Annotated in this window: 20 protein-coding genes and 1 pseudogene; 9 read left to right on the top strand and 12 right to left on the bottom strand. The window is 63.6% G+C overall.

Going from position 1 to position 20,329, the window contains the following annotated elements; translation table 11 throughout:
- The 3 genes and pseudogenes from AC07VI_RS12980 to AC07VI_RS12990 form a co-directional block, all read left to right on the top strand.
- Entirely contained in the window at nucleotides 1-3,201 is a 3,201-nt protein-coding gene (locus AC07VI_RS12980) for an efflux RND transporter permease subunit (protein ID WP_492994856.1), read from the top strand.
- A gap of 44 nt (nucleotides 3,202-3,245) precedes the next feature.
- Nucleotides 3,246-4,688, top strand: coding sequence for an efflux transporter outer membrane subunit (locus tag AC07VI_RS12985; RefSeq protein WP_226936011.1), 1,443 nt, complete (start codon nucleotides 3,246-3,248; stop codon nucleotides 4,686-4,688).
- A gap of 277 nt (nucleotides 4,689-4,965) precedes the next feature.
- Nucleotides 4,966-5,043 (top strand): annotated as a pseudogene (locus tag AC07VI_RS12990) (fasciclin domain-containing protein); the annotation flags it as partial.
- 70 nt (nucleotides 5,044-5,113) lie between these two features.
- Here AC07VI_RS12990 and AC07VI_RS12995 read toward each other — a convergent pair.
- From AC07VI_RS12995 to AC07VI_RS13025, 7 genes are all read right to left on the bottom strand, one after another.
- Nucleotides 5,114-5,389, bottom strand: a complete 276-nt coding sequence (locus tag AC07VI_RS12995) for a hypothetical protein (RefSeq protein ID WP_086146621.1) — start codon at nucleotides 5,387-5,389, stop codon at nucleotides 5,114-5,116.
- A 54-nt stretch (nucleotides 5,390-5,443) separates the two neighbouring features.
- Nucleotides 5,444-5,791: a hypothetical protein gene (locus AC07VI_RS13000; protein ID WP_086146620.1), complete on the bottom strand. Its 348-nt coding sequence runs from the start codon at nucleotides 5,789-5,791 to the stop codon at nucleotides 5,444-5,446.
- Between the two features lie 366 nt (nucleotides 5,792-6,157).
- Nucleotides 6,158-6,496 carry a hypothetical protein gene (locus AC07VI_RS13005; protein WP_492994853.1) on the bottom strand — a complete coding sequence of 113 codons (339 nt, stop codon included), beginning with the start codon at nucleotides 6,494-6,496 and terminating at the stop codon, nucleotides 6,158-6,160.
- 46 nt (nucleotides 6,497-6,542) lie between these two features.
- Nucleotides 6,543-6,896 carry a hypothetical protein gene (locus tag AC07VI_RS13010; RefSeq protein WP_193068885.1) on the bottom strand — a complete coding sequence of 118 codons (354 nt, stop codon included), beginning with the start codon at nucleotides 6,894-6,896 and terminating at the stop codon, nucleotides 6,543-6,545.
- A gap of 222 nt (nucleotides 6,897-7,118) precedes the next feature.
- Nucleotides 7,119-7,445, bottom strand: coding sequence for a hypothetical protein (locus AC07VI_RS13015; protein ID WP_492994851.1), 327 nt, complete (start codon nucleotides 7,443-7,445; stop codon nucleotides 7,119-7,121).
- A 46-nt stretch (nucleotides 7,446-7,491) separates the two neighbouring features.
- Nucleotides 7,492-7,845: a hypothetical protein gene (locus AC07VI_RS13020; protein WP_099420825.1), complete on the bottom strand. Its 354-nt coding sequence runs from the start codon at nucleotides 7,843-7,845 to the stop codon at nucleotides 7,492-7,494.
- 222 nt (nucleotides 7,846-8,067) lie between these two features.
- Nucleotides 8,068-8,385 carry a hypothetical protein gene (locus tag AC07VI_RS13025; protein ID WP_076571722.1) on the bottom strand — a complete coding sequence of 106 codons (318 nt, stop codon included), beginning with the start codon at nucleotides 8,383-8,385 and terminating at the stop codon, nucleotides 8,068-8,070.
- Between the two features lie 228 nt (nucleotides 8,386-8,613).
- On the opposite strand from AC07VI_RS13025, the gene ligD reads away from it, so the two are divergent.
- Nucleotides 8,614-11,100 carry a DNA ligase D gene (gene ligD / locus AC07VI_RS13030; RefSeq protein WP_492994848.1) on the top strand — a complete coding sequence of 829 codons (2,487 nt, stop codon included), beginning with the start codon at nucleotides 8,614-8,616 and terminating at the stop codon, nucleotides 11,098-11,100.
- Here ligD and AC07VI_RS13035 read toward each other — a convergent pair.
- From AC07VI_RS13035 to AC07VI_RS13045, 3 genes are all read right to left on the bottom strand, one after another.
- Nucleotides 11,084-13,396 carry a PAS domain S-box protein gene (locus AC07VI_RS13035; protein WP_086146615.1) on the bottom strand — a complete coding sequence of 771 codons (2,313 nt, stop codon included), beginning with the start codon at nucleotides 13,394-13,396 and terminating at the stop codon, nucleotides 11,084-11,086. The two genes, ligD and AC07VI_RS13035, sit on opposite strands and share 17 nt — an antisense overlap.
- Before the next feature lie 115 nt (nucleotides 13,397-13,511).
- Nucleotides 13,512-14,369 (bottom strand): non-homologous end joining protein Ku, encoded by an 858-nt coding sequence (gene ku / locus AC07VI_RS13040; protein WP_086146614.1) that lies wholly within the window; start codon nucleotides 14,367-14,369, stop codon nucleotides 13,512-13,514.
- Between the two features lie 3 nt (nucleotides 14,370-14,372).
- Nucleotides 14,373-15,353 carry an SDR family oxidoreductase gene (locus AC07VI_RS13045; protein WP_086146613.1) on the bottom strand — a complete coding sequence of 327 codons (981 nt, stop codon included), beginning with the start codon at nucleotides 15,351-15,353 and terminating at the stop codon, nucleotides 14,373-14,375.
- Between the two features lie 223 nt (nucleotides 15,354-15,576).
- Between AC07VI_RS13045 and AC07VI_RS13050 the strand changes: the two genes are divergently transcribed.
- Genes AC07VI_RS13050 through AC07VI_RS13070 form a run of 5 tightly spaced genes read left to right on the top strand, consistent with a single transcriptional unit; the run spans nucleotide 15,577 to nucleotide 18,434 of the window.
- Nucleotides 15,577-17,217: a SulP family inorganic anion transporter gene (locus tag AC07VI_RS13050; protein ID WP_086146612.1), complete on the top strand. Its 1,641-nt coding sequence runs from the start codon at nucleotides 15,577-15,579 to the stop codon at nucleotides 17,215-17,217.
- Nucleotides 17,214-17,603, top strand: a complete 390-nt coding sequence (locus AC07VI_RS13055) for an Imm1 family immunity protein (protein ID WP_099420567.1) — start codon at nucleotides 17,214-17,216, stop codon at nucleotides 17,601-17,603. Before AC07VI_RS13050 ends, AC07VI_RS13055 begins: the two co-directional genes overlap by 4 nt.
- A gap of 1 nt (nucleotide 17,604) precedes the next feature.
- Nucleotides 17,605-17,889, top strand: a complete 285-nt coding sequence (locus tag AC07VI_RS13060; RefSeq protein ID WP_086146610.1) for a hypothetical protein — start codon at nucleotides 17,605-17,607, stop codon at nucleotides 17,887-17,889.
- On the top strand, nucleotides 17,879-18,256 hold the full coding sequence (locus AC07VI_RS13065) for a DUF2750 domain-containing protein (RefSeq protein ID WP_086146609.1): 378 nt from the start codon (nucleotides 17,879-17,881) through the stop codon (nucleotides 18,254-18,256). Before AC07VI_RS13060 ends, AC07VI_RS13065 begins: the two co-directional genes overlap by 11 nt.
- Nucleotides 18,249-18,434, top strand: coding sequence for a hypothetical protein (locus tag AC07VI_RS13070; RefSeq protein ID WP_492994843.1), 186 nt, complete (start codon nucleotides 18,249-18,251; stop codon nucleotides 18,432-18,434). Before AC07VI_RS13065 ends, AC07VI_RS13070 begins: the two co-directional genes overlap by 8 nt.
- 4 nt (nucleotides 18,435-18,438) lie before the next feature.
- On the opposite strand, the gene AC07VI_RS13075 is transcribed toward AC07VI_RS13070, so the two are convergent.
- Together AC07VI_RS13075 and AC07VI_RS13080 are read right to left on the bottom strand one after the other, a co-directional pair.
- A complete protein-coding gene (locus AC07VI_RS13075; protein WP_086146608.1) occupies nucleotides 18,439-18,918 on the bottom strand; it encodes a GNAT family N-acetyltransferase in 480 nt (159 codons plus the stop codon).
- Nucleotides 18,919-18,989: 71 nt separating this feature from the next.
- A complete protein-coding gene (locus AC07VI_RS13080) occupies nucleotides 18,990-20,117 on the bottom strand; it encodes a T6SS immunity protein Tli4 family protein (RefSeq protein WP_492994840.1) in 1,128 nt (375 codons plus the stop codon).
- Nucleotides 20,118-20,329: the final 212 nt, after the last annotated feature.

The raw sequence follows: 20,329 nt of genomic DNA on the forward strand, positions 1-20,329 counted from the left end.
ATGAATTTTTCCCGCTTTTTCATCGACAAACCGATCTTCGCGGCGGTGCTGTCGATCGTCATATTCGTGGCCGGGCTGCTGTCGATATTCGGCCTGCCCATCTCCGAATATCCCGACGTCGTGCCGCCATCGGTGGTGGTGCGCGCGCAATACCCGGGCGCCAACCCGAAAGTGATCGCCGAAACCGTGGCCGCGCCGCTCGAAGAGCAGATCAACGGCGTCGAGAACATGCTCTACATGTCCTCGCAAAACACGTCCGACGGCGCGATGATGCTGACCGTGACCTTCAAGATCGGCACCAACGTCGAGCAGGCCGAGACGCAGGTGCAGAACCGCGTGCAGCGCGCCTTGCCGCGCCTGCCCGAGGAAGTGCGCCAGATCGGCGTGACGACCGTCAAGTCCTCGCCCAACCTGACCATGGTGGTGCACCTGGTCTCGCCGAACAAGCGCTATGACGACATGTACCTGCGTAACTACGCGGTGCTGAACGTCAAGGACCAGCTGGCCCGCCTGCCCGGCATGGGCGACATCCAGATCTTCGGCGCCGGCGACTACGCCATGCGCATCTGGCTCGATCCGCAAAAGGTGGCGGCGCGCGGCATGACGGCCAACGACGTCGTCGACGCCATCCGCGAGCAGAACGTGCAGGTGGCCGCTGGCGTGATCGGCGCCTCGCCAGCGAAGAACTCGGACTTCCAGCTGACCGTCAACACCCAGGGCCGCCTGCAGACGCCCGAGGAATTCGGCGCCATCATCGTGCGCACCAATGCCGACGGCGCCGTGACGCACCTCAAGGATGTGGCGCGCGTGGAAATGGGCGCCAACAGCTACTCGCTGCGTTCGCTGCTGAACAATAATCCTGCCGTCGGCATGGGTATTTTTGAAGCGCCGAACGCCAACGCGCTGCAATTGTCTTCCGACGTGCGCGCCAAGATGGACGAGCTGAAAAAAGAATTCCCGCAAGGCGTGGAATACCGGATCGAGTACGACCCCACGCAATTCGTGCGTTCGTCCATCGAAGCCGTGATCCATACCCTGCTGGAGGCGATTGCCCTGGTGGTGCTGGTGGTGATCATCTTCCTGCAAACCTGGCGCGCATCGATCATTCCGCTGCTGGCCGTTCCCGTGTCGATTGTCGGCACCTTTGCCGTGATGCTGGGCTTCGGCTTCTCGATCAACACCCTGTCGCTGTTCGGCCTCGTGCTGGCCATCGGTATCGTCGTCGATGACGCCATCGTGGTGGTGGAAAACGTCGAGCGCAACATCGAGGATGGCTTGTCGCCGCGCGACGCCACCATCCAGGCCATGAAAGAGGTCAGCGGTCCCATCGTCGCCATCGCCCTGGTGCTGTGCGCCGTGTTCGTGCCGATCGCCTTCGTGCCCGGCCTGTCGGGCGAGTTCTACCGCCAGTTCGCGCTGACCATCGCCATTTCGACCGTGATCTCCGCTTTCAGCTCGCTGACCCTGGCGCCGGCCCTGTCGGCCGCACTGCTCAAGCCGCACGATGCGCCGAAGGACGCGCTGACGCGCGGCATGGACAAGGTCTTCGGCCGTTTCTTCACCTGGTTCAACCGCTTCTTCGGCCGCGCCTCGCACCGCTATGAAGCGGGCGTGAAGGGCGTGCTGGGCCGCAAGAGCGCCTCGCTGGGCGTGTATGCGCTGCTCGTCGTTGCCGCCATCTTCACCTTCAAGTCCGTGCCGGCCGGCTTCGTGCCGGCGCAGGACAAGCAATACCTGGTGGGCTTTGCGCAATTGCCCGACGCCGCCTCGCTGGACCGCACGGAAGATGTCGTGCGCCGCATGTCCGACGTCATCAAGTCGGTGCCCGGCGTCGAATCGACCATCGCCTTCCCCGGCCTGTCGATCAACGACTTCACCAATGCGCCGAACGCCGGCATCGTCTTCGCCACCCTGAAGCCGTTCGACGAGCGCTCGACCAAGGAGTTGTCGGGCGGCGCCATCGCGGCCGAGATCAACAAGCGCCTGGGCGGCATCCAGGACGCCTTCATCATGGTCTTCCCGCCGCCGCCCGTCAACGGCCTCGGCACCATCGGCGGCTTCAAGATGATGATCGAAGACCGCGGCAATCTCGGTTACGACGCGCTGTACAACGCCACCCAGGCGCTGGCCGCCAAGGCCTACCAGACGCCGGAACTGGCGGGCGTGTTCTCGGGCTACCAGATCAACGTGCCGCAGCTGTTCGCCGACGTCGACCGCGTGAAGGCCAAGCAGATGGGCGTGCAGCTGCAAACGATCTACCAGACCTTGCAGATCAACCTCGGTTCGCTGTACGTGAATGACTTCAACCAGTTTGGCCGCACCTACCAGGTGCGCGTGCAGGCCGATGCGGCCTTCCGTTCACATGCCCAGGATATCGCGCAGCTCAAAGTCCGTAATGACAAAGGCGAAATGATCCCGCTGTCGTCGTTGATGCGCGTCAAGGATAGTTATGGTCCTGACCGCGTGCAGCGCTACAACGCCTACGCCGCAGCCGATTTCAACGGCGGCGCCGCCCCTGGCGTGTCGAGCGGCCAGGCGCAAGCGGCGCTGGAACGCATCGCCAAGGAAGTGCTGCCGCAGGGGATTTCGTATGAATGGACGGAGCTGACCTACCAGGACATCTTGTCCGGCAATACGATGATCTATGTGTTCCCGCTGTGCGTGCTGCTGGTGTTCCTGGTGCTGGCCGCCCAGTATGAAAGCTGGACCCTGCCGCTGGCCGTGATCCTGATCGTGCCGATGTCGATCCTGTGCGCCTTGTTGGGCGTCAAACTGACCGGCGGCGACAACAACGTGTTTACCCAGATCGCCCTGTTCGTGCTGGTGGGGCTGGCGTCAAAAAATGCCATCCTGATCGTGGAATTCGCCCGCGAACTGGAAGAGCATGGCCGCACCGTCGTGCAAGCGGCGCTGGAAGCGTGCCGTCTGCGTTTGCGTCCGATCCTGATGACGTCGATCGCCTTCATCATGGGCGTGGTGCCCCTGGTGTTCTCGCACGGCGCCGGCTCCGAAATGCGCCATGCGATGGGCGTGGCGGTCTTCGCCGGCATGCTGGGCGTGACCTTCTTCGGCCTGTTCCTGACGCCCGTGTTCTATGTTCTGCTGCGCACCCTGGCGCAGCGTTTTGAGAAAAAACCAGCCGATGCTGCCGCCAAGCCAACTGCTGCGCCAGCATTGAACCTGGAAGGAGATATATATTGAAAACCAATGCAATCATCCGGCGCGCGGCGCCCGTCTTGAGCGCCATGGCCGCTGCCGTGCTGCTGGCGGCGTGCGCGGCGCCCGAGTTCAAGCAGCCGCAGATCGACACGCCGGCGGCGTTCAAGGAAGCGCCAGCGCCCGCCGTGCAGACGGCGGCCGACGGCACGCGCTGGAAGCAGGGCGTGCCGGCGGAGCGCCAGGCGCGCGGCGAGTGGTGGCTGGCCTTCAATGATCCGGCCTTGACTGGCCTGATTAATGAGGCCACGCAGGCGAACGCCAACCTGGCCGTCGCCGCCGCCCGCGTCAAGCAGGCGAGGGCCATTGCCGGCATCGCCGAAGCGGACCGCATCCCGCAAGTGGGCGTCAATGTGGGCGGCCAGCGCAACCGCGCTTCCGCCGTGTCGCTCGGCTTGCCGAACGGCGCGCCGGTGGCGGCGACCAACGTCTACCAGGCCAGCCTGACGGCCAGCTACGAAGTCGATCTGTTCGGCCGGGTGGCGGCCAACGTCAGCGCCTCGCGCAGCGATGCGCTGGCCGTGGAAGCGACTTACCGCTCGGTGCTGCTGTCCTTGCAGGCCGACGTGGCGCAGACCTACTTCCAGCTGCGCGCCACGGACGCCGAACTGGCGACTCTGGAGCAGACGGTGCGCCTGCGCGAGGAAAGCGTGCATGTGAACCAGCGCCGCTATGACCTGGGCGACATCGGCGAATTCGACCTGTCCCGTGCCCGCACGGAGCTGTCGACCGTGCGCGCCGAAGCCATCGGCCTGCAGCGCCAGCGCGCCACCAGCGAGCATGCGCTGGCCGTCCTGCTGGGCAAACCGGCCGCCAGCTTCACGGCGGGCGTCAACCCGCTGCAGGACAGCGGCTTCCTGCCCGTGATCCCGGCCGGCATGCCGTCCTCGCTGCTGGAGCGCCGTCCCGACATCGCGTCGGCGCAGCGCACCATGGAAGCGTCGAATGCGCGCATCGGCGTGGCCAAATCGGCCATGTTCCCGGCCTTGACCCTGAACGCTTCCGGCGGCGGCGCGTCCGATACCTTCTCGGACATCTTCAAGTGGAGCAGCCGCTCCTGGCTGCTGGGCGCCCTGATGTCGATGCCCATCATCGACGGCGGCCGCAACAAGGCTGCCGTGACGCGCAGCGAAGCGCAGCTGGAAGAGTCGGTGGCCACGTATCGCCAGAGCGTGCTGGTGGCCTTCGCCGAGGTGGAAGACAACCTAGCCGGCCTGCGCATCCTGTCGGGCCAGACGCAGCAGATCGACGAAGCCGTCGTCTCGGCGCGCCGTTCGGCCGACCTGGCGCAAAAGCTGTACGACGCGGGCCGTTCCAGCTACCTGGACCTGCTCGACGCGCAGCGCAACCTGGCGGCCATCGAGCGCAACGCCGTGCAACTGCGCGGCAACCGCGCCGTCACCACGGTGGCGCTGATCCGCGCCCTGGGCGGCGGCTGGGGCGAGACGGAGCCGCAGGTCGCGGCCAACTAGTTTCCGGCACCGCGGGCCGGCATTCCCGGCCCGCGGCGAGGAAAACATCGTGAAAACGGCGTCGTGCACGGCACGGCGCCGTTTTTTTGTTTTCAGTCAGTCGAATCCGTTTGCGGACAGGTCGCGTAAATGACTGTGCAAACATGCGCCGCAGGTCATAAGCGATCAGCAGATCATCATGCGCACCTTCGTTCCCGCAGCACTGTTCATCGTTTCCATGCTGGCCGCCGGCGCCCCCTTTGCCGCCATGGCCCCATGGCGGGGGCCTGGAGCATGTAGCGCCAACATCCGTACCTATGATGTGTATCAATCGAATGGCGTGATCAATGTCATGGACACGGTGCTGATGCCGAAACAAATACACGAAAAAGCGGGCGAAAAAAAAGACAGGGGAAACCCTGTCTTTTTGGCTTGCGCGACCTTGATTACTTGGCTGGCGCGGCTGCCGCTGCGGAGGCTGCCGGCGTGGCTGGAACTGCCTTCTCTCCAGTGGCCGCCTTCTTCGCCTTGTGATGCTTGGCTTTCTTGTGCGTCGCTGGCTTGACGGCGGCCGGCGCGGCCGGTGCTTCAGCCTTGGCTGCCGGCGCAACGGCTGCGGCGGAAGCTGCTGGAGCGGCCGGTGCTGCTGGTGCGGCTGGCGTCTGGGCGAAAGCGGCGGTGGCGAACAGGGTGGCGATCAGGGTGGCGATGACTTTTTTCATGATGAAATCCTATCAGGTAATGTGGCGAATGAAACCGGGTGCTGGGGTACTGGATTACTTGGCCGGGGCCGAGGCCGAAACTGGTGCGGCGGCGGTGGCCGATGCCAGTTTTGCGTCAGCCTTGGCCTTGGTCTGCTTGGCTTTATGGTGCGCCTTGGACTTGGTGGCGGCCGCTTCGGTCTTGGCGCTGGCGACGTCCGTTTTCGCGGCGACGACTGCTTTCGCTTCTTTAGCATCGGCCTTGACGACGGCTTGCGCTTCCTTGGCGTCCGCTTTCACGACGGCCTTGGTGTGGGCCGCTTCCACTTTGGCGGGGACCGAGGCTGCTGGCGCTGCTGGCGTCTGGGCAAAGGCAGCGGTAGCGAACAGGCCGGCGATCAGGGTAGCAATTACGTTTTTCATGGTGCAGTCCTCAGTGGTGGTTTGTCTGGTGTGTCTGTTGGTGCCGGGATGATTCCCGTGTCACTGAGCATAAAACGCGCCCCCGGACGCTTGCGTTGACGGTCATTACAAACGCTTACAACTACCGCGTATCCGCCTGCAGGATGTCTTTCGAATGGCGCTGCACGTAGCTTTCGTGGCGAGGGGCGGATTGCCGGTGTCTCGCGTGCGCGCCGTTTTATCGCGTTTCCATGAAGCGGCGGCGCAGAATGCGCCAGGTGGCGCTGCGCCATGCAAAAGGACAGCCGAAGCTGTCCTTGATCTTGCGGGCGAAGTGGCCGCGGGAGCGCAGACCCGGCGGATGCGCTCGCGTGGCCGCTGCCGCGCTTACTTCGCTGGTGCTGGTGCCGCGGGTACCGCTGCTGCCGCTTTCGCTTCATCCGCTTTGACCTTGGCCTTGGCTGCCTTGTGATGGGCCTTGGCCTTGGTGGCTTTCGCATCGGCCTTGGCGCTGGCGACATCGGCTTTCGCGTCGGCGGCGACGGCCGCTTCTTTCGCATCGGCTTTCACGGCGGCCTTGGTTTCCTTGGCGTCAGCCTTGGCCACGGCTTTCGTGTGGGCCGCTTCCGCCTTGGCGGGAACGGAGGCTGCCGGAGCGGCCGGGGGTTGCGCAAAAGCGGCGGTGGCGAACAGGGTGGCGATCAGGGCGGCGATAACTTTTTTCATGATGAAATCCTATCAGGTGGAGTGACGAATGAATTCGGGTACTGGATTACTTGGCTGGAGCCGGAGCCGAGGCCGAAACTGGTGCGGCGGCGGTGGCCGATGCCAGTTTTGCGTCAGCCTTGGCCTTGGTCTGCTTGGCTTTATGGTGCGCCTTGGACTTGGTGGCGGCCGCTTCGGTCTTGGCGCTGGCGACGTCCGTTTTCGCGGCGACGACGGCTTTCGCTTCTTTTGCATCGGCCTTGACGACGGCTTGCGCTTCCTTGGCATCCGCTTTCACGGCGGCCTTGGCGTGGGCCGCTTCCACTTTCGCCGGAACGGAGGCGGCGGGTGTGGCGGGCGTCTGGGCGAAGGCTGCGGTGGCGAACAGGCCGGCGATCAGGGTAACAATTGCTTTTTTCATGGTGCAGTCCTCGGTGGTGGTTTGTCTGGTGTGTCTGTCGGTGCCGGGATGATTCCCGTATCACTGAGCAGAAAACGCGCCCCGCAAGCGTGCCGTTGACCTCGTTTACACTTTCTTACAATCAAGCTTTTTATCTGCCGTTGACGCATGATGCGGGCATGAAAATGCAAAAAGACAGCCGAAGCTGTCTTTTTGTGTGGCGCAAAAAACGCGCTGAGGGGATTACTTGGCTGCTGCTGCGGCCGCTTCAGTCTTCGCTTCGTCAGCCTTGGCCTTGGCTTTTTTCGCTTTGTGATGGGCCTTGGCCTTGGTGGCTTTCGCGTCGGCCTTGGCGCTGGCGACATCGGCTTTCGCGTCGGCGGCGACGGCCGCTTCTTTCGCATCGGCTTTCACGACGGCCTTGGTTTCCTTGGCGTCAGCCTTGGCCACGGCTTTGGTGTGGGCCGCTTCCGCCTTGGCGGGAACGGAGGCTGCCGGAGCGGCCGGGGTTTGCGCAAAAGCGGCGGTGGCGAACAGGGTGGCGAACAGGGCGGCGATAACTTTTTTCATGATGAAATCCTATCAGGTGGAGTGACGAATGAATTCGGGTACTGGATTACTTGGCTGGAGCCGGAGCCGAGGCCGAAACTGGTGCGGCGGCGGTGGCCGATGCCAGTTTTGCGTCAGCCTTGGCCTTGGTCTGCTTGGCTTTATGGTGCGCCTTGGCCTTGGTGGCGGCCGCTTCCGTCTTGGCGCTGGCGACGTCCGTTTTCGCGGCGACGACGGCTTTCGCTTCTTTTGCATCGGCCTTGACGACGGCTTGCGCTTCCTTGGCGTCCGCTTTCACGGCGGCCTTGGCGTGGGCCGCTTCCACTTTCGCCGGAACGGAGGCGGCGGGTGTGGCGGGCGTCTGGGCGAAGGCTGCGGTGGCGAACAGGCCGGCGATCAGGGTAACAATTGCTTTTTTCATGGTGCAGTCCTCGGTGGTGGTTTGTCTGGTGTCTCTGTCGGTGCCGGGATGATTCCCGTATCACTGAGCAGAAAACGCGCCCCGCAAGCGTGCCGTTGACCTCGTTTACACTTTCTTACAATCAAGCTTTTTATCTGCCGTTGCCGCATGATGCGGGCATGAAAATGCAAAAAGACAGCCGAAGCTGTCTTTTTGTGTGGCGCAAAAAACGCGCTGAGGGGATTATTTGGCTGCTGCTGCGGCCGCTTCAGTCTTCGCTTCGTCAGCCTTGGCCTTGGCTTTTTTCGCTTTGTGATGGGCCTTGGCCTTGGTGGCTTTCGCATCGGCCTTGGCGCTGGCGACATCGGCTTTCGCGTCGGCGGCGACGGCCGCTTCTTTCGCATCGGCTTTCACGACGGCCTTGGTTTCTTTTGCTTCTGCTTTAGCCACTTCCTTGGTGTGCTTGGCTTCGGCCTTGGCCGGCACTGCTGGCGCTGGGGTTTGAGCAAAGGCTGCGGTAGCGAACAAGCCGGCGATCAGAGTAGCGATTACTTTTTTCATGGTGCAGTTCCTCAAGAAGTGGGTTGTAGTTCAGGAGATGCATTTCCCCTGTCACTGAGGCAAAAACGCGCCGCGCGGCAATTGCGTTGACAGCCAATTACAAATACTTACACTTGGTGTGTCCACACCGTGCGTACCGTGGGCGCCATGGGCGCTCTGTTAGCTGGCGTACCGCGCGCCGCGCGCCGCCGGCCTAGACTCAAACCATTCTCACTGCATGGGTTCGCCATGAAAGCCGCCTTGAAGACCTACCAGGCCAAGCGCAATTTCGCCGTCACGCCCGAGCCTGCGGAGGGCGGCGAGGCGGCGGGCGACGGGCTCGCCTTCGTCATCCAGAAGCACTGGGCCAGCCGCCTGCACTACGATGTTCGCCTGGAGCTGGACGGCACCATGAAAAGCTGGGCCGTGCCGAAAGGCCCCAGCTACGACCCGCGCGACAGGCGCATGGCGGTGCAGGTGGAAGACCATCCGATTGCCTACGCCAGCTTTGAGGGCACGATCCCCGAAAAACAGTATGGCGCGGGCAAGGTCATCATCTGGGACAAGGGCACGTGGCAGCCGCAGCCGGCCACGCCGGACGCGCGCAAGGCGCTGGCGGCTGGCAACTTGAAATTCACTGTGCACGGCCACAAGATGCACGGCAACTGGGTGCTGGTGCGCATGAAGGGCAGGGGAGAAAAACAGCCGGCCTGGCTGCTGATCAAGGAAAAGGACGCGTTTGCCCGGCCGGCCGTCGAATTTTCCGTCGTCGACGAATTCCCCGACAGCGTCGCGAACAAGCCCATGCCCAGGCGCCGCAGGGCCGTGGAGCCGGCGGCGGCGCCGGCCGCCAGGCTGCCGGCCACCCTGTCGCCCCAGCTGGCCACCCTGGCTGACACTCCGCCGCCCGATGCGCAGGACTGGATCTTCGAACTGAAATTCGACGGCTACCGCATCCTGGCCCGCTGCGACGGTCATGGCGTGGCCTTGATCACGCGCAATGGCAATGACTGGACGCATAAACTGCCGAAGCTGCGGCAGGCGCTGGACGAGCTGGGACTGCCGCCGGGCTGGTATGACGGCGAAATCGTCGTCCAGGGCGCCGCCGGCCAGTCCGACTTCGGCGCCCTGCAGCGCGCCTTCGATGCGGAAACGACCAGCGAGATCGTGTATTACCTGTTCGACGTGGCGTATTTCGACGGCCATGATCTGCGGGGCCAGCCCGTCGAGGCGCGCCGGGCGCTGCTGGAGCAGCTGCTGCAGCGCTTGCCGGCCTCGCCGCTGGTGCGCTTCAGCGCGGCGCTCGATGCTGCGCCGCAGCAACTGCTGGCCCACGCTTGCCGGCTGGGGTTCGAAGGCGTGATCGGCAAGCGCCGCGGTTCACCCTACGTCACGCGGCGATCCGGCGACTGGATCAAGCTCAAATGCGGGCTGCGCCAGGAATTCGTCATCGGCGGCTACACGGCGCCGCAGGGCGCGCGCGTCGGCATAGGCTCGCTGCTGCTGGGCGTGTACGATGATGAGGGGCGGCTGCGCTACGCGGGCAACGTGGGCAGCGGCTTTGACGACGCGGTCCTGCGCGACTTGCGCCGCCGCCTCGATGCGCTGGCCGTCGCGGCGAGCCCGTTCGCGGGCAAGGCGGGCGGCGTGCGCCAGCCTATCTGGGTCCGGCCGCAGCTGGTGGCCGAAGTGAGCTTTGCGCAATGGACCAGCGGCGGCGCCGTGCGCCATGCCGTGTTTCACGGCTTGCGCCAGGACAAACAGCCGGCCGCCATCGTGCGCGAGCGGGCGCAGCGCATCGACAGGGAGAAGAACATGCACAGCAATGCCACGCGGGACAGCGTCCTGCCGTCCCGTTTCAAGGTCAGCCATGCGGACCGCGTGATCGACCAGGACAGCGGCGCGACGAAGATCGACCTGGTGCGCTACTACGCGCTGGTGGGCAAGCTGATGCTCGTGCATCTGCGCGGCCGGCCCGTGTCGCTGGTGCGCGCGCCGGCCGGCGTGGGCGGAGAATTGTTTTTCCAGAAGCATGCGGATACCTCGGCCATGCCAGGCGTGCGACAGCTCGATCCCCGCCTCGACCCGGACCATGCACCCATGCTGGAAGTTGCCACCATGCAAGGCTTGTTGTCGGCGGCGCAGTGGAACGTGGTGGAATTCCACACGCAGAATGCGCTGGCCCGCGCCTATGACACGCCGAACCGCCTGGTGTTCGACCTGGATCCGGGCAAGGGCGTGGCCTGGCCCGCCATCCGCGAGGCGGCCGTGCTGCTGCGCGCCTTCCTGACGGAGCTGGGCTTGCCCGCCTGGCTGAAAACGAGCGGCGGCAAGGGCTTGCACGTGGTCGTGCCGATACGTCCGCAATACGGCTGGGATACGGTCAAGGCGTTTGCGCAAGCCATCGTGGCGCACATGGCGCAGCTCATTCCCCAGCGTTTCGTGCTGAAAAGCGGACCGGCCAACCGGGTCGGCAAGATTTTCATCGATTACCTGCGCAACGGACGGGGCGCCACCACCGTGTGCGCATGGTCGGCCCGCACGCGCTCGGGGCTGGGCATTTCCGTGCCGCTGGCCTGGGAGGAGCTCGACAAGCTGAAGGCGGGCGACCACTGGACCGTGAGCAACGTCCATAGCCGCCTCGACGTGGGAAATGCGCCGTGGGACGGCTATGCGCGCAGCGCCAGGGGCTTGGACGGGGCCATGAAAAAGCTCGGCTTCAGTCCGCCGGCTTGAACGGCAGCACCGTGCGCGCCATCTGCAGCGCCTCGTCGATGGCCGCGTTGAGCAGGGAAATCTCGACGGGCTTGGTCAGATAGCGGAAAAAGCCCGCGGCCAGGCCGTGGCGGATGTCGCCCTTCATGGCGTTGGCCGTCAGCGCGATGACGGGAATGTGCGCCGTGCGGGGATCGTTGCGCAGGATGCGCTGCGCCTGGTTGCCGTTCATGCCGGGCAGATTGATATCCATCAAGATGACGTCGGGCCGGCGTTCCAGCGCCAGTGCGATGCCGTGGCGCGCATCGGTGGCCGAGATCATGCGCAGGTGGGGCAGGAAGCTGACGATGTCTTCCACCAGCCGCAGGCTGGCCGGATTGTCTTCCACGTACAGCAGCAGGGCCTGGCCGCCCGCATCGTCGCCGGCGTCGTCGCCGGACTCGGCCAGGTCTTCCGTTTCCGCCAGCAGGCTGGGCGGCAGCGGGGCCATGGTGTCGAGTTCGATCCAGAACACGCTGCCCACGCCGACGCAGCTGTGCACGCCCATGCCGCCGCCCATCAGCTCGACGAGGCGCTTGGTGACGACCAGGCCGATGCCCGTGCCTTCCTCGCTGCCCGCTTCCTGTCCCAGGCGGTTAAACGGCTGGAACAGTTCGGCCATCTGCGCGTCATCCAGGCCCTTGCCCGTGTCGCGGATGGCGATGCGCACGCGCTGCGGGTCCGGCTGCGAGATTTCCAGCTCCACCTTGCCGGCCGGGCGGTTGTACTTGATGGCGTTCGACAGCAGGTTCAGCAGTACTTGCTTGAGGCGCGTATGGTCGGCCCGCACCGTCAGCTGCTCGCACGTCGAAAAGACCATGTCGATCTTGCGCTGCTGCGCCTGCTCCTCCACCATCACGCGCACTTCCTCGACCAGCGCGGGCAGCGCCACCGGCTCGATCGACAGGCTCAGGCTGCCCGATTCGATCTTCGCCAGGTCGAGGATTTCATTGATCAGCGTCAACAGGTGGCGGCCCGAAGTAACGATGTTTTGCACGAAGGCGCGCTTTTGCACGACAGTCGCGGGCAGCGATTCGTTGGCCAGCAGCTGGGCAAAGCCGAGGATGGCGTTGAGCGGCGTGCGCAATTCGTGCGACATGCTGGTGAGAAAACGGTCCTTGGCCTGGCTGGCCCGCTCCAGTTCGATTTTCTGTTCGTTGAGCGTGCGTTCGATGCGCTTGCGCTCCGTGATGTCGCGGATGGCCGACGACACCAGCACGCCTTCCTCCGTTTCCAGCGGCGACAGGCTGATTTCGACGGGAAACTCGGTACCGTCGCGGCGCAAGCCGTACAGTTCCAGGCCGGCGCCCATGGAGCGGGCGCGCGGGGCGGCCGAAAAGCTCTGGCGGTGATGCGGGTGGTCGGCCGCGTAGCGCGCGGGGATCAGCACTTCGACGTTTTTGCCCAGCAGTTCGGCGCGCGTATAGCCGAACAGGCGCTCCGTCTGCGAGTTGATCAGCACGATCTCGCCATCGCCGTTGACGATGACGATGGCGTCCGGCGCCGATTCGAGCAGGCCGCGAAACTTCTGTTCGGCGCGGCGGCGGTCGCTGACGTCGCGGATGGCGCTGATGACAAAGGAGCCGATTTCCGTTTGGATGGGCGACAGGCTGATTTCCACGGGGAATTCGACGTCATCCTTGCGCAAGCCCAGCAGTTCCAGGTCCGCCCCCATGGTGCGCGTGCGCGGCTGGTCGAAATAGCGCGAGCGGTGGCCCACATGCGCATGGCGGAAGCGCTGCGGCAGCAGGGCGTCGATCTGCTTGCCGCTCAATTCGCCTTCCGCGTAGCCGAACAGGCGCTCCGCCTGCAGGTTGGCCAGCACGATGGCGCCCGTGGCGTTGACCATGATGACGCTGTCGGGCGTCGATTCGAACAGCACGCGGTAGCGCGCATCGACGAACTGGGCGTCGCGCAGGGCCTTGAGCAAGGTCGTGTCCTTCATGGTGGAAATCAGGTAACCGGGGCCATCCTGGCCCATGCTCACGCGCTTGCACGTGACGTCGACATAGATGAACTCGCCATCCTTGCGCCGACGCAGCGATTCGTGGTCGCAACTGCCTTGCAGGGCCAGCCGGTTTTCAATGGCCTGGTCCGCCTCGGCCTGTCCCGGCAGTGAAATCAGTTCCCACAGGTTGCGGCCGATGGCTTCGTCGTCCGTATAGCCGAAGATGCGCTGCGCGCCCATGGTCCAGCGCACGACGGCATGGTCCGCAGTCGTGACGACGACGCCGCCGGGGGCTTCGCTGAGGATAAGCTGATCTAACTCAATATCCATTTTTCCCGCATGCCAGACAGTGCTTGCCGGGTGGCAGGCCGTGTGCATAACGTAGCGAGAAGCTTGACTAAAGTCAATGCATTTATGAAAGCGTTGTGCATGCAGCAGGGGTGTCTCAGGCGAGCTTGCGCCTGCCCGTGCCGGCCTTGCGCGGCGCGGCCCTGGCGCCGCCTTTGCCGGCCTTGCCCAGGCTTTGCTGCAGCAGGGCGACGAGGTCGATCACATTGCTGCCGCGTTCTTCTTCCGGCGCGGGCGCGGCAGCAGTGATGGTCTTGGTCTGCCTCGCCTTGATCTTCTTCTTGACCAGCGCCAGTACGTCTTCGCGGTAGCTGTCGTGGTATTGCTCCGGTTCCCACGCTTCGCTCATGCCTTCGACGAGGGACAGGGCCATCTTGAGTTCCTTGTCGGAAATACCGGCCCCCTTCATGGTGCTTGCGGGCAAGTCCAGGTCATCCGTGGTGCGGATTTCATCGGCATAGCGCAGGGTGTTGAGCACGATGGCGTCGCCGACGCAGACGAGCGCGCACAAATGCTGCTTGGTGCGCATGACTACGGTGGCGATACCCACCTTGTCCGCCCGGCGCAGGGTTTCGCGCAGCAGCGCATAGACTTTCTCGCCGCCCTTGGCGGGCAGCACATAATACGGGTGTTCATAAAAGGTCAGCGGCACCTCCGCCGCATCGACAAAGGTCAATATGGCTATGGTTTGCGTGGCCTTCACGTTCGCCTGGCGCAAGTCTTCATCGGACAGCACCACGTATTCATCCGTCTTGTATTCATAGCCCTTGATGATGTCGTCCCACCCGACTTCCTTGCCCGTCTGCTTGTTGTAGCGCTTGTAGCCGATGGGCGCGAAGTCGCGCCGGTCCAGCATGGACAAATCCAGCTCATGGTCGAGGCTGGCCGAAATCAGCTCGACGGGGATGTGCACGAGGCCGAAGCTGATGGCGCCTTTCCACAGTGCGCGCGCCATCGCTTACGCTCCCACGCTGCCGGTGACGGGCAGGACGATGCCCGTGATGTAGCTGGAACAGGCGGGCGCGGCTAAAAAGACGTAGGCGGGCGACAGTTCCTCGGGCTGGGCCGGACGGCGCATGTCCGTGTCGGCGCCGAACTGCGCGATTTCCTCGGGCGTTTTGTCGGCCGGATTGAGCGGCGTCCAGACGGGCCCGGGCGCGATGGCGTTCACGCGGATGCCCTTGTCGAGCAGGTTGCCGGCCAGCGCCATGGTAAACGCGTGGATGGCGCCCTTGGTGGTGGAATAGTCGAGCAAGTGCTTCGACCCCTGCAAACCCGTCACCGAACCCGTGTTGATGATGGCCGCGCCCCGCTGCAAGTGGGGCAGCACGGCCTTGGCCATGTGGAAATAGCCGTAGACATTGGTTTTCATGGTGAGGTCGAAGCGTTCCTCGCTCAGGTCGAGCAGCGATGCGGCGTGTTCCTGGAAGGCGGCGTTGTTGACCAGCACGTCGATATGGCTGAACCTGTCCATCACCTGGCTGACGGCCTGCTGGCAAAAGCCCGGTTCGCGCACGTCGCCGGCAATCAACAGGCAGCTCTGGCCTTCCGCCTCCACGTAGCGCCTGGTTTCGTTGGCGTCCGCGTGTTCGTTCAGGTAAATGATGGCGACGTCGGCCCCTTCGCGCGCGTACAGCACGGCCACGGCGCGGCCGATGCCCGAATCGCCGCCCGTGATGACGGCCACCATGCCGGCCAGCTTGCCGCTGCCGCAATAGTCGGGCGCCAGGAAGCGCGGTTTCAGCTGCATCTGCCCCTCGACGCCGGGCTTGTCCAGGTGCTGGGCGGGCAGGGGTGTGCCGGGCTGGCTGCGGCTACCCGTCTGCACGGGCTGTTTGCTCTCCCGCCTGGCGGCGCCGGCCGCGTCGCGGCCATCCTGCTCCTGCTGGACGGTGCGCTGCAAGTTACCGGCGGTTTGATCCTTGTTCTCGTTGCTCATGCTGGCCTCCCTGATGCTGGCCTCCAGTATCGGCGGCGCACGCGCGCCTTACGGTGCGCTCGCTAACAGAGTGCCGCAAACATGGCGGCGGTAATTTTTCCTACAGGAAAGATGTACCGAGCGTGGCGGGCTGGCATTGTCATTGAGGCAATGCCTGTCGCGCCCCCCTGTCAGCCGGCCCCGTCGCATGATAGGCTTCGGTTTTCAGATTTCAGGATCACTCATGCTGCTTTGGCTCAGGCAATACCGGCGTCCTCTGCTGGCCGGGGATATCACCGCCGGTATCGTTGTCGCCATGATGATGGTGCCGCAAGGCATGGCCTACGCGCTGGTGGCCGGCTTGCCGCCCGTGGTGGGCATCTACGCCAGCATCTTGCCGCCCGTGCTGTACGCCTTATTCGGCAGCAGCATGACGCAGTCGGTAGGCCCCATGGCCATCGTTTCCCTGATGACGGCCGCGGCCCTGGCGCCGCTGGCCGACGCCGGCTCCTCGCTGTACATCGTGCTGGCAGCCCAGCTGGCCTTCATCAGCGGCCTCGTTTTGCTGCTGTGCGGCGTGCTGCGGCTGGGCTTCATGGCCAGCTTTTTGTCGCGTCCCGTGATCAGCGGCTTCAGCAACGGCGCCGCGATATTGATCATCTGGGGCCAGATCACGCCCCTGCTGGGCGCAACGCTACCCCACTGGCACACGCCCAGCCTCGTGCTGGGGCTGTCTGGCCTGCTGTTCCTGTGGCTGGCCAGGCGCTACGCGTCGCGCCTGCTGCAGCGCTGCGGCCTGAACAAGGTGGCGGCCGACGTGGGCGCGCGCCTGGCGCCGATGGCGCTGGTGCTGGCCGGCATCGCACTGGTCTCTTATTGCGGCCTGGAAGCGATGGGCGTGCAGACGACGGGCCATGTGCCCAGCGGCTTGCCCGGGCTGAACCTGGCCACCTCCAGCGCCCATTGGCGCACCTTGCTGTCGCCGGCGCTCCTCATCGCCTTCATCATCTTTTTGATGAGCATGTCCGCCGCCCAGACCCTGGCGCAAAAACGCGGCGAAAAACTGCATACGAACCGCGAACTGCTGGGACTGGGCGCGGCCAACGTGGCCAGCGCGTTGTCGGGCGGCTTTCCCGTCACGGGGTCGATTTCGCGCTCGGCCGTCAATTTCCAGGCCGGCGCGCACACGCCGCTGGCCAGCATCATCACGGCGGGACTGCTGGCGCTGGCGCTGGTGGCGCCCACGGGCTGGCTGGCACTGCTGCCGCTGCCCGTGCTGGCGGCCACCATCATCTTTGCCGTGTCCAGCCTGCTGGATTGGGATACCTTGAAACTGTCGTGGCGCTATGACCGCAGCGATGCGCTGGCCCTGCTGGCGACGACGGCCGGCGTGCTGGTGCTGGGCGTGGAAGCGGGCGTGGTGATCGGCGTGCTGCTGTCGATGGGGACGCTGATCTGGCGCGCCAGCCGCCCGCATATCGCCGTGCTGGGCCGCATTCCGAACAGCGAGCACTTCCGCAACGTGGAGCGCTATGAAGCGCAAACCTTGCCCGACGTCCTGCTGCTGCGCATCGATGCGGGCCTGTTCTTCGGCAACGTCGAAGCCGTCACGGAGCGCGTGGAAGACGAGCTGCGGGGGCACCCGACGGCGCGCCACCTGGTGCTGGTCTTGTCGGCAGTCAATCAGATCGACAGTACGGCCTTGCTGGGCTTGATCGAGCTCAACAGCACACTGGCCAAGCGCGGCATCAGCCTGAACCTGGCTGAAGTGAAGGGGCCCGTGATGGACCGCCTGCGCCAGAGCAGTTTATTGAAGGACCTGAGCGGCAAGCTTTACCTGAGCACGGCGCTGGCGATGAACGATTTGAGCGGGAGCACAACATGACGATGGCATTGAACCTGCATGGCGAGGCGCGTGCCGTTGACAGTATCCTTGCGCTGGAACAAATGCTGCAGGAAGCGCGCGCCCTGGCCCAGTGCGAGCTGTGGCTGACCCTGGCGGCCGATGCGGAGCAGGGCCCGGCCCTGTGCATGCTGCGCAATGGCGGCAACGCCTGGCTGATGTATCTGTCGGGGCAGGATGACCTGAGTTTTCATTCGCTGGGCGACGACGAGGCCGAGGGCGTTTGCAGCTACCTGCTGGCGAACGGCCAGGTGGATGAATATCCGGAAAGCTGGTGCGTGGACGTGGAACACTGCCAGCATGCCTTTGCCGACTTTTTCAGGACGGGCGGCGCGCGGCCGCCCGCCATCGCCTGGGAGGCGGATTGACATGGCGCAAACCATCATCGCCGACATCGACCGGGACTTGCTCGCCGCGCTCGATGCCAGGGCAGGTTTGCATGCTCTGCGCGCCATCCTGCTGCGCTACCACGCCAGCGGCGTGACGGCCGCGCAAGTGACCGCCTTGCTGCAGGAACTGCGCGCGTCCGTGCGGGACGGCGCGCAGGAGGAGGCGCGGGAAGACGCGATACTGGACGCCCTCGACATGGTGACGGGCTGGTGCGCGCCGCAGCTGCGGGTATGGGACGAGGCAGGGGGAAACCGTGCATCCTGAAAAGTTCAAGCAGGTGCTGGGCCTGCCGTCCGCCGAGCGCCATGCCTACCTTGTGCGCAAGGTGGCCGACACGCAAGAAGTGTGGGGCTTGTACCACGACGGCTGGGCCACGGCGCACGCCCATGGCAAGGTGGCGATACCGTTCTGGCCGGAGGCGGCGTTTGCGCAGGCCTGCGCCAGCGGCGGGTGGGAACTTTTCCAGCCGCGCGCCATCGCGCTCGGCGAATTGTTGACCCGGTGGCTGCCCGGCATGGCGATCAACGGCCAGCTGGCGTCCGTGTTTCCCGCGCCGCAAGGAGCGGGCGCCATCGCGGCGCCGGCCGATTTACTGAGGGATTTGCAACGTGAGGCGGAACAATATGAGTGAGCGCAACGCTGAACGCGAGGAACGCCTGGACGCCTGGTACGACGGCTCGGCCATCTGCCTGATCGCCGTGGGCGCCCACGGCGATCCGCTGGACCTGGGCGACGACGAAGTGCGCGCCCTGATCGCGAAACTGCAGCAATGCCTGGCAGAGTCGGAGGCAGGCGCGGTGCCTGACTGAAGGTTCAGGCGGGCGTCAACTCCTTTTCCATCGCCACGCTGGCCAGGCTGATGCCGCTCGGGTGCGCATACGCTTCCGCGCGCAAGGCAACAAAACCGGCGGCCCGGTAAAACGGCTCCGCATTGAGCGACGCGGACAGGTGCAGGCGCACTATGCCGCGCCCGCGCGCCAGCTGCTCCAGCGCCGCCAGCAGGCGCTTGCCGATACCGAGTCCCGCGTGGGCGGGATCGACGAACACGGCATCGACTTCCTGCTTGTCCGCATCGAGCATGGCATAGCCGGCAATGGCCCCGTCCTGCATGGCGACGATGCCGCCACCGGCAGCCAGCATGGCCGCATACGATGCCGGCACGGGCGTAGCCGTCCAGACAGCAATTTGCTCCGGCGCATAATGCGTGGCGCAGCTGACGCGCACGGCCACCGTGCGCAGGGCCCACAGGGCATCGATATCGTCGGGCAGGGCGGGGCGCAGGGTGATGGGCATGGCGGCTTTCCGGGCAAAAGGAGCATGCTAGCGCAACGGCTGGCACGGCGCCAGCATGAGCTTGTCAATTGTCACTGCGCCGGCTTGTCCGGATCGATGTAATACGAGCCCGGCGGCGCACCCGGCACCTTCACCCGGAACTTCAGGCCGGACAGCAGCTTGTCCCACAAGGCGATGGCCTCTTCGTCGGTCAGCGACGCGGCTTCGGCGGCGCCGACCATGTTGTGGGCGACTTTGGTGTACATGGATGCTTCCAATACCGCTGGATAGGCGATATCGCGCGGCGTACCGACCAGCGTCCATTCAAAATCATGCACGCCATCGGTACGCCGTATCAACGATTCCTCGCCATGCCAATGCTGCACGTCACGCTTGCCTTCGCGTAGCAGAGTACGAGGAGGGTAGTTCTTGCCTTGCTGGTCTTTTGCTTCCTGAATACGAGCAAGTAATGATAATTTCCCGCGTACTTTTGCATCATATTCGGCAGGAGGATAGTCACCGTAGGCATTTTTATTTGATGTGATGGAAAAAGTCACGTCTGGAAAGCTGGGGAAATACAGGCCTGCATCTGCCATTTCCTGACTATCATATTTGTTGTCGGTCATGAAACCATTTTTGACGCAATAGCCAGGTTCCTTGGGAACTTCATTTTCATCGCGCAGACGTAAGTTATTAGCGCGAACCATTTGATTTTCTATGGAATCTGCTATTGTTTCACCTTTTCGTGTTGATCCGTCAAGAATGAATATATGGTTTCCTTTTGTGATGTAGGTTTTGAAGATTAAACGCCCACCTTCTTTGGAGAATTCTCCATCATAGTATTGAAGTTGCCAGCTATTTTCTATTGGACCTTTTCCATTGTAGGTAATTTCAGAGGTTGGGTCATCTTTTTTTATTTTTTCAATTTCTTCTGCTATGCGTTCGTTTTTTTCTGTTATTCCGCCTGGTATGGTCTTGATTTCCGAAAGAATTGTTGTCCCTCCTGATATGAGTTGTGCTTCTTGCGGAACCTCTAGGGCATAGCGCCCGAAGCATACTATTTTTGTTTTTAAAAATAGTGTCTCCAGGCGTTTGCTGATTTTGAAATTTTCAGGCATTATGATCTCCTTGGCTAAATTTTTTTTCGCGTAGGCGGATAGGAATACCATCGCAATAACCGTAATCGTGAGGAAAATTGTTTTCTCTATCTTATTGTTCATGGCTTACTCCCATTTTGCCGTCTTGGCAATTTGTACGATGGAATACAGCATGGATGCCATTACATTTGTATCTGCGTAGCTGTTCTGGTGTTCATAACCGTTCGCTTCCGCCGTGCCATGTACGAAAAGTGTGCCTGTGATATGCTGGGCAGAACGGTCTGACGGCACCGTTCCATCACCGCGTGCATTAGCTGCTTGTAGCCTTAACTTTA

The organism is Janthinobacterium sp. GW821-FHT03A03 (assembly GCF_059421435.1).

Coding starts and splice junctions, on each gene's coding strand:
- AC07VI_RS12980 (WP_492994856.1), top strand. CDS start 1: ATGAATTTTTCCCGCTTTTTCATCGACAAACCGATCTTCGCGGCGGTG.
- AC07VI_RS12985 (WP_226936011.1), top strand. CDS start 3,246: ATGGCCGCTGCCGTGCTGCTGGCGGCGTGCGCGGCGCCCGAGTTCAAG.
- AC07VI_RS12995 (WP_086146621.1), bottom strand. CDS start 5,389: ATGAAAAAAGTCATCGCCACCCTGATCGCCACCCTGTTCGCCACCGCC.
- AC07VI_RS13000 (WP_086146620.1), bottom strand. CDS start 5,791: ATGAAAAACGTAATTGCTACCCTGATCGCCGGCCTGTTCGCTACCGCT.
- AC07VI_RS13005 (WP_492994853.1), bottom strand. CDS start 6,496: ATGAAAAAAGTTATCGCCGCCCTGATCGCCACCCTGTTCGCCACCGCC.
- AC07VI_RS13010 (WP_193068885.1), bottom strand. CDS start 6,896: ATGAAAAAAGCAATTGTTACCCTGATCGCCGGCCTGTTCGCCACCGCA.
- AC07VI_RS13015 (WP_492994851.1), bottom strand. CDS start 7,445: ATGAAAAAAGTTATCGCCGCCCTGTTCGCCACCCTGTTCGCCACCGCC.
- AC07VI_RS13020 (WP_099420825.1), bottom strand. CDS start 7,845: ATGAAAAAAGCAATTGTTACCCTGATCGCCGGCCTGTTCGCCACCGCA.
- AC07VI_RS13025 (WP_076571722.1), bottom strand. CDS start 8,385: ATGAAAAAAGTAATCGCTACTCTGATCGCCGGCTTGTTCGCTACCGCA.
- ligD (WP_492994848.1), top strand. CDS start 8,614: ATGAAAGCCGCCTTGAAGACCTACCAGGCCAAGCGCAATTTCGCCGTC.
- AC07VI_RS13035 (WP_086146615.1), bottom strand. CDS start 13,396: ATGGATATTGAGTTAGATCAGCTTATCCTCAGCGAAGCCCCCGGCGGC.
- ku (WP_086146614.1), bottom strand. CDS start 14,369: ATGGCGCGCGCACTGTGGAAAGGCGCCATCAGCTTCGGCCTCGTGCAC.
- AC07VI_RS13045 (WP_086146613.1), bottom strand. CDS start 15,353: ATGAGCAACGAGAACAAGGATCAAACCGCCGGTAACTTGCAGCGCACC.
- AC07VI_RS13050 (WP_086146612.1), top strand. CDS start 15,577: ATGCTGCTTTGGCTCAGGCAATACCGGCGTCCTCTGCTGGCCGGGGAT.
- AC07VI_RS13055 (WP_099420567.1), top strand. CDS start 17,214: ATGACGATGGCATTGAACCTGCATGGCGAGGCGCGTGCCGTTGACAGT.
- AC07VI_RS13060 (WP_086146610.1), top strand. CDS start 17,605: ATGGCGCAAACCATCATCGCCGACATCGACCGGGACTTGCTCGCCGCG.
- AC07VI_RS13070 (WP_492994843.1), top strand. CDS start 18,249: ATGAGTGAGCGCAACGCTGAACGCGAGGAACGCCTGGACGCCTGGTAC.
- AC07VI_RS13075 (WP_086146608.1), bottom strand. CDS start 18,918: ATGCCCATCACCCTGCGCCCCGCCCTGCCCGACGATATCGATGCCCTG.
- AC07VI_RS13080 (WP_492994840.1), bottom strand. CDS start 20,117: ATGAACAATAAGATAGAGAAAACAATTTTCCTCACGATTACGGTTATT.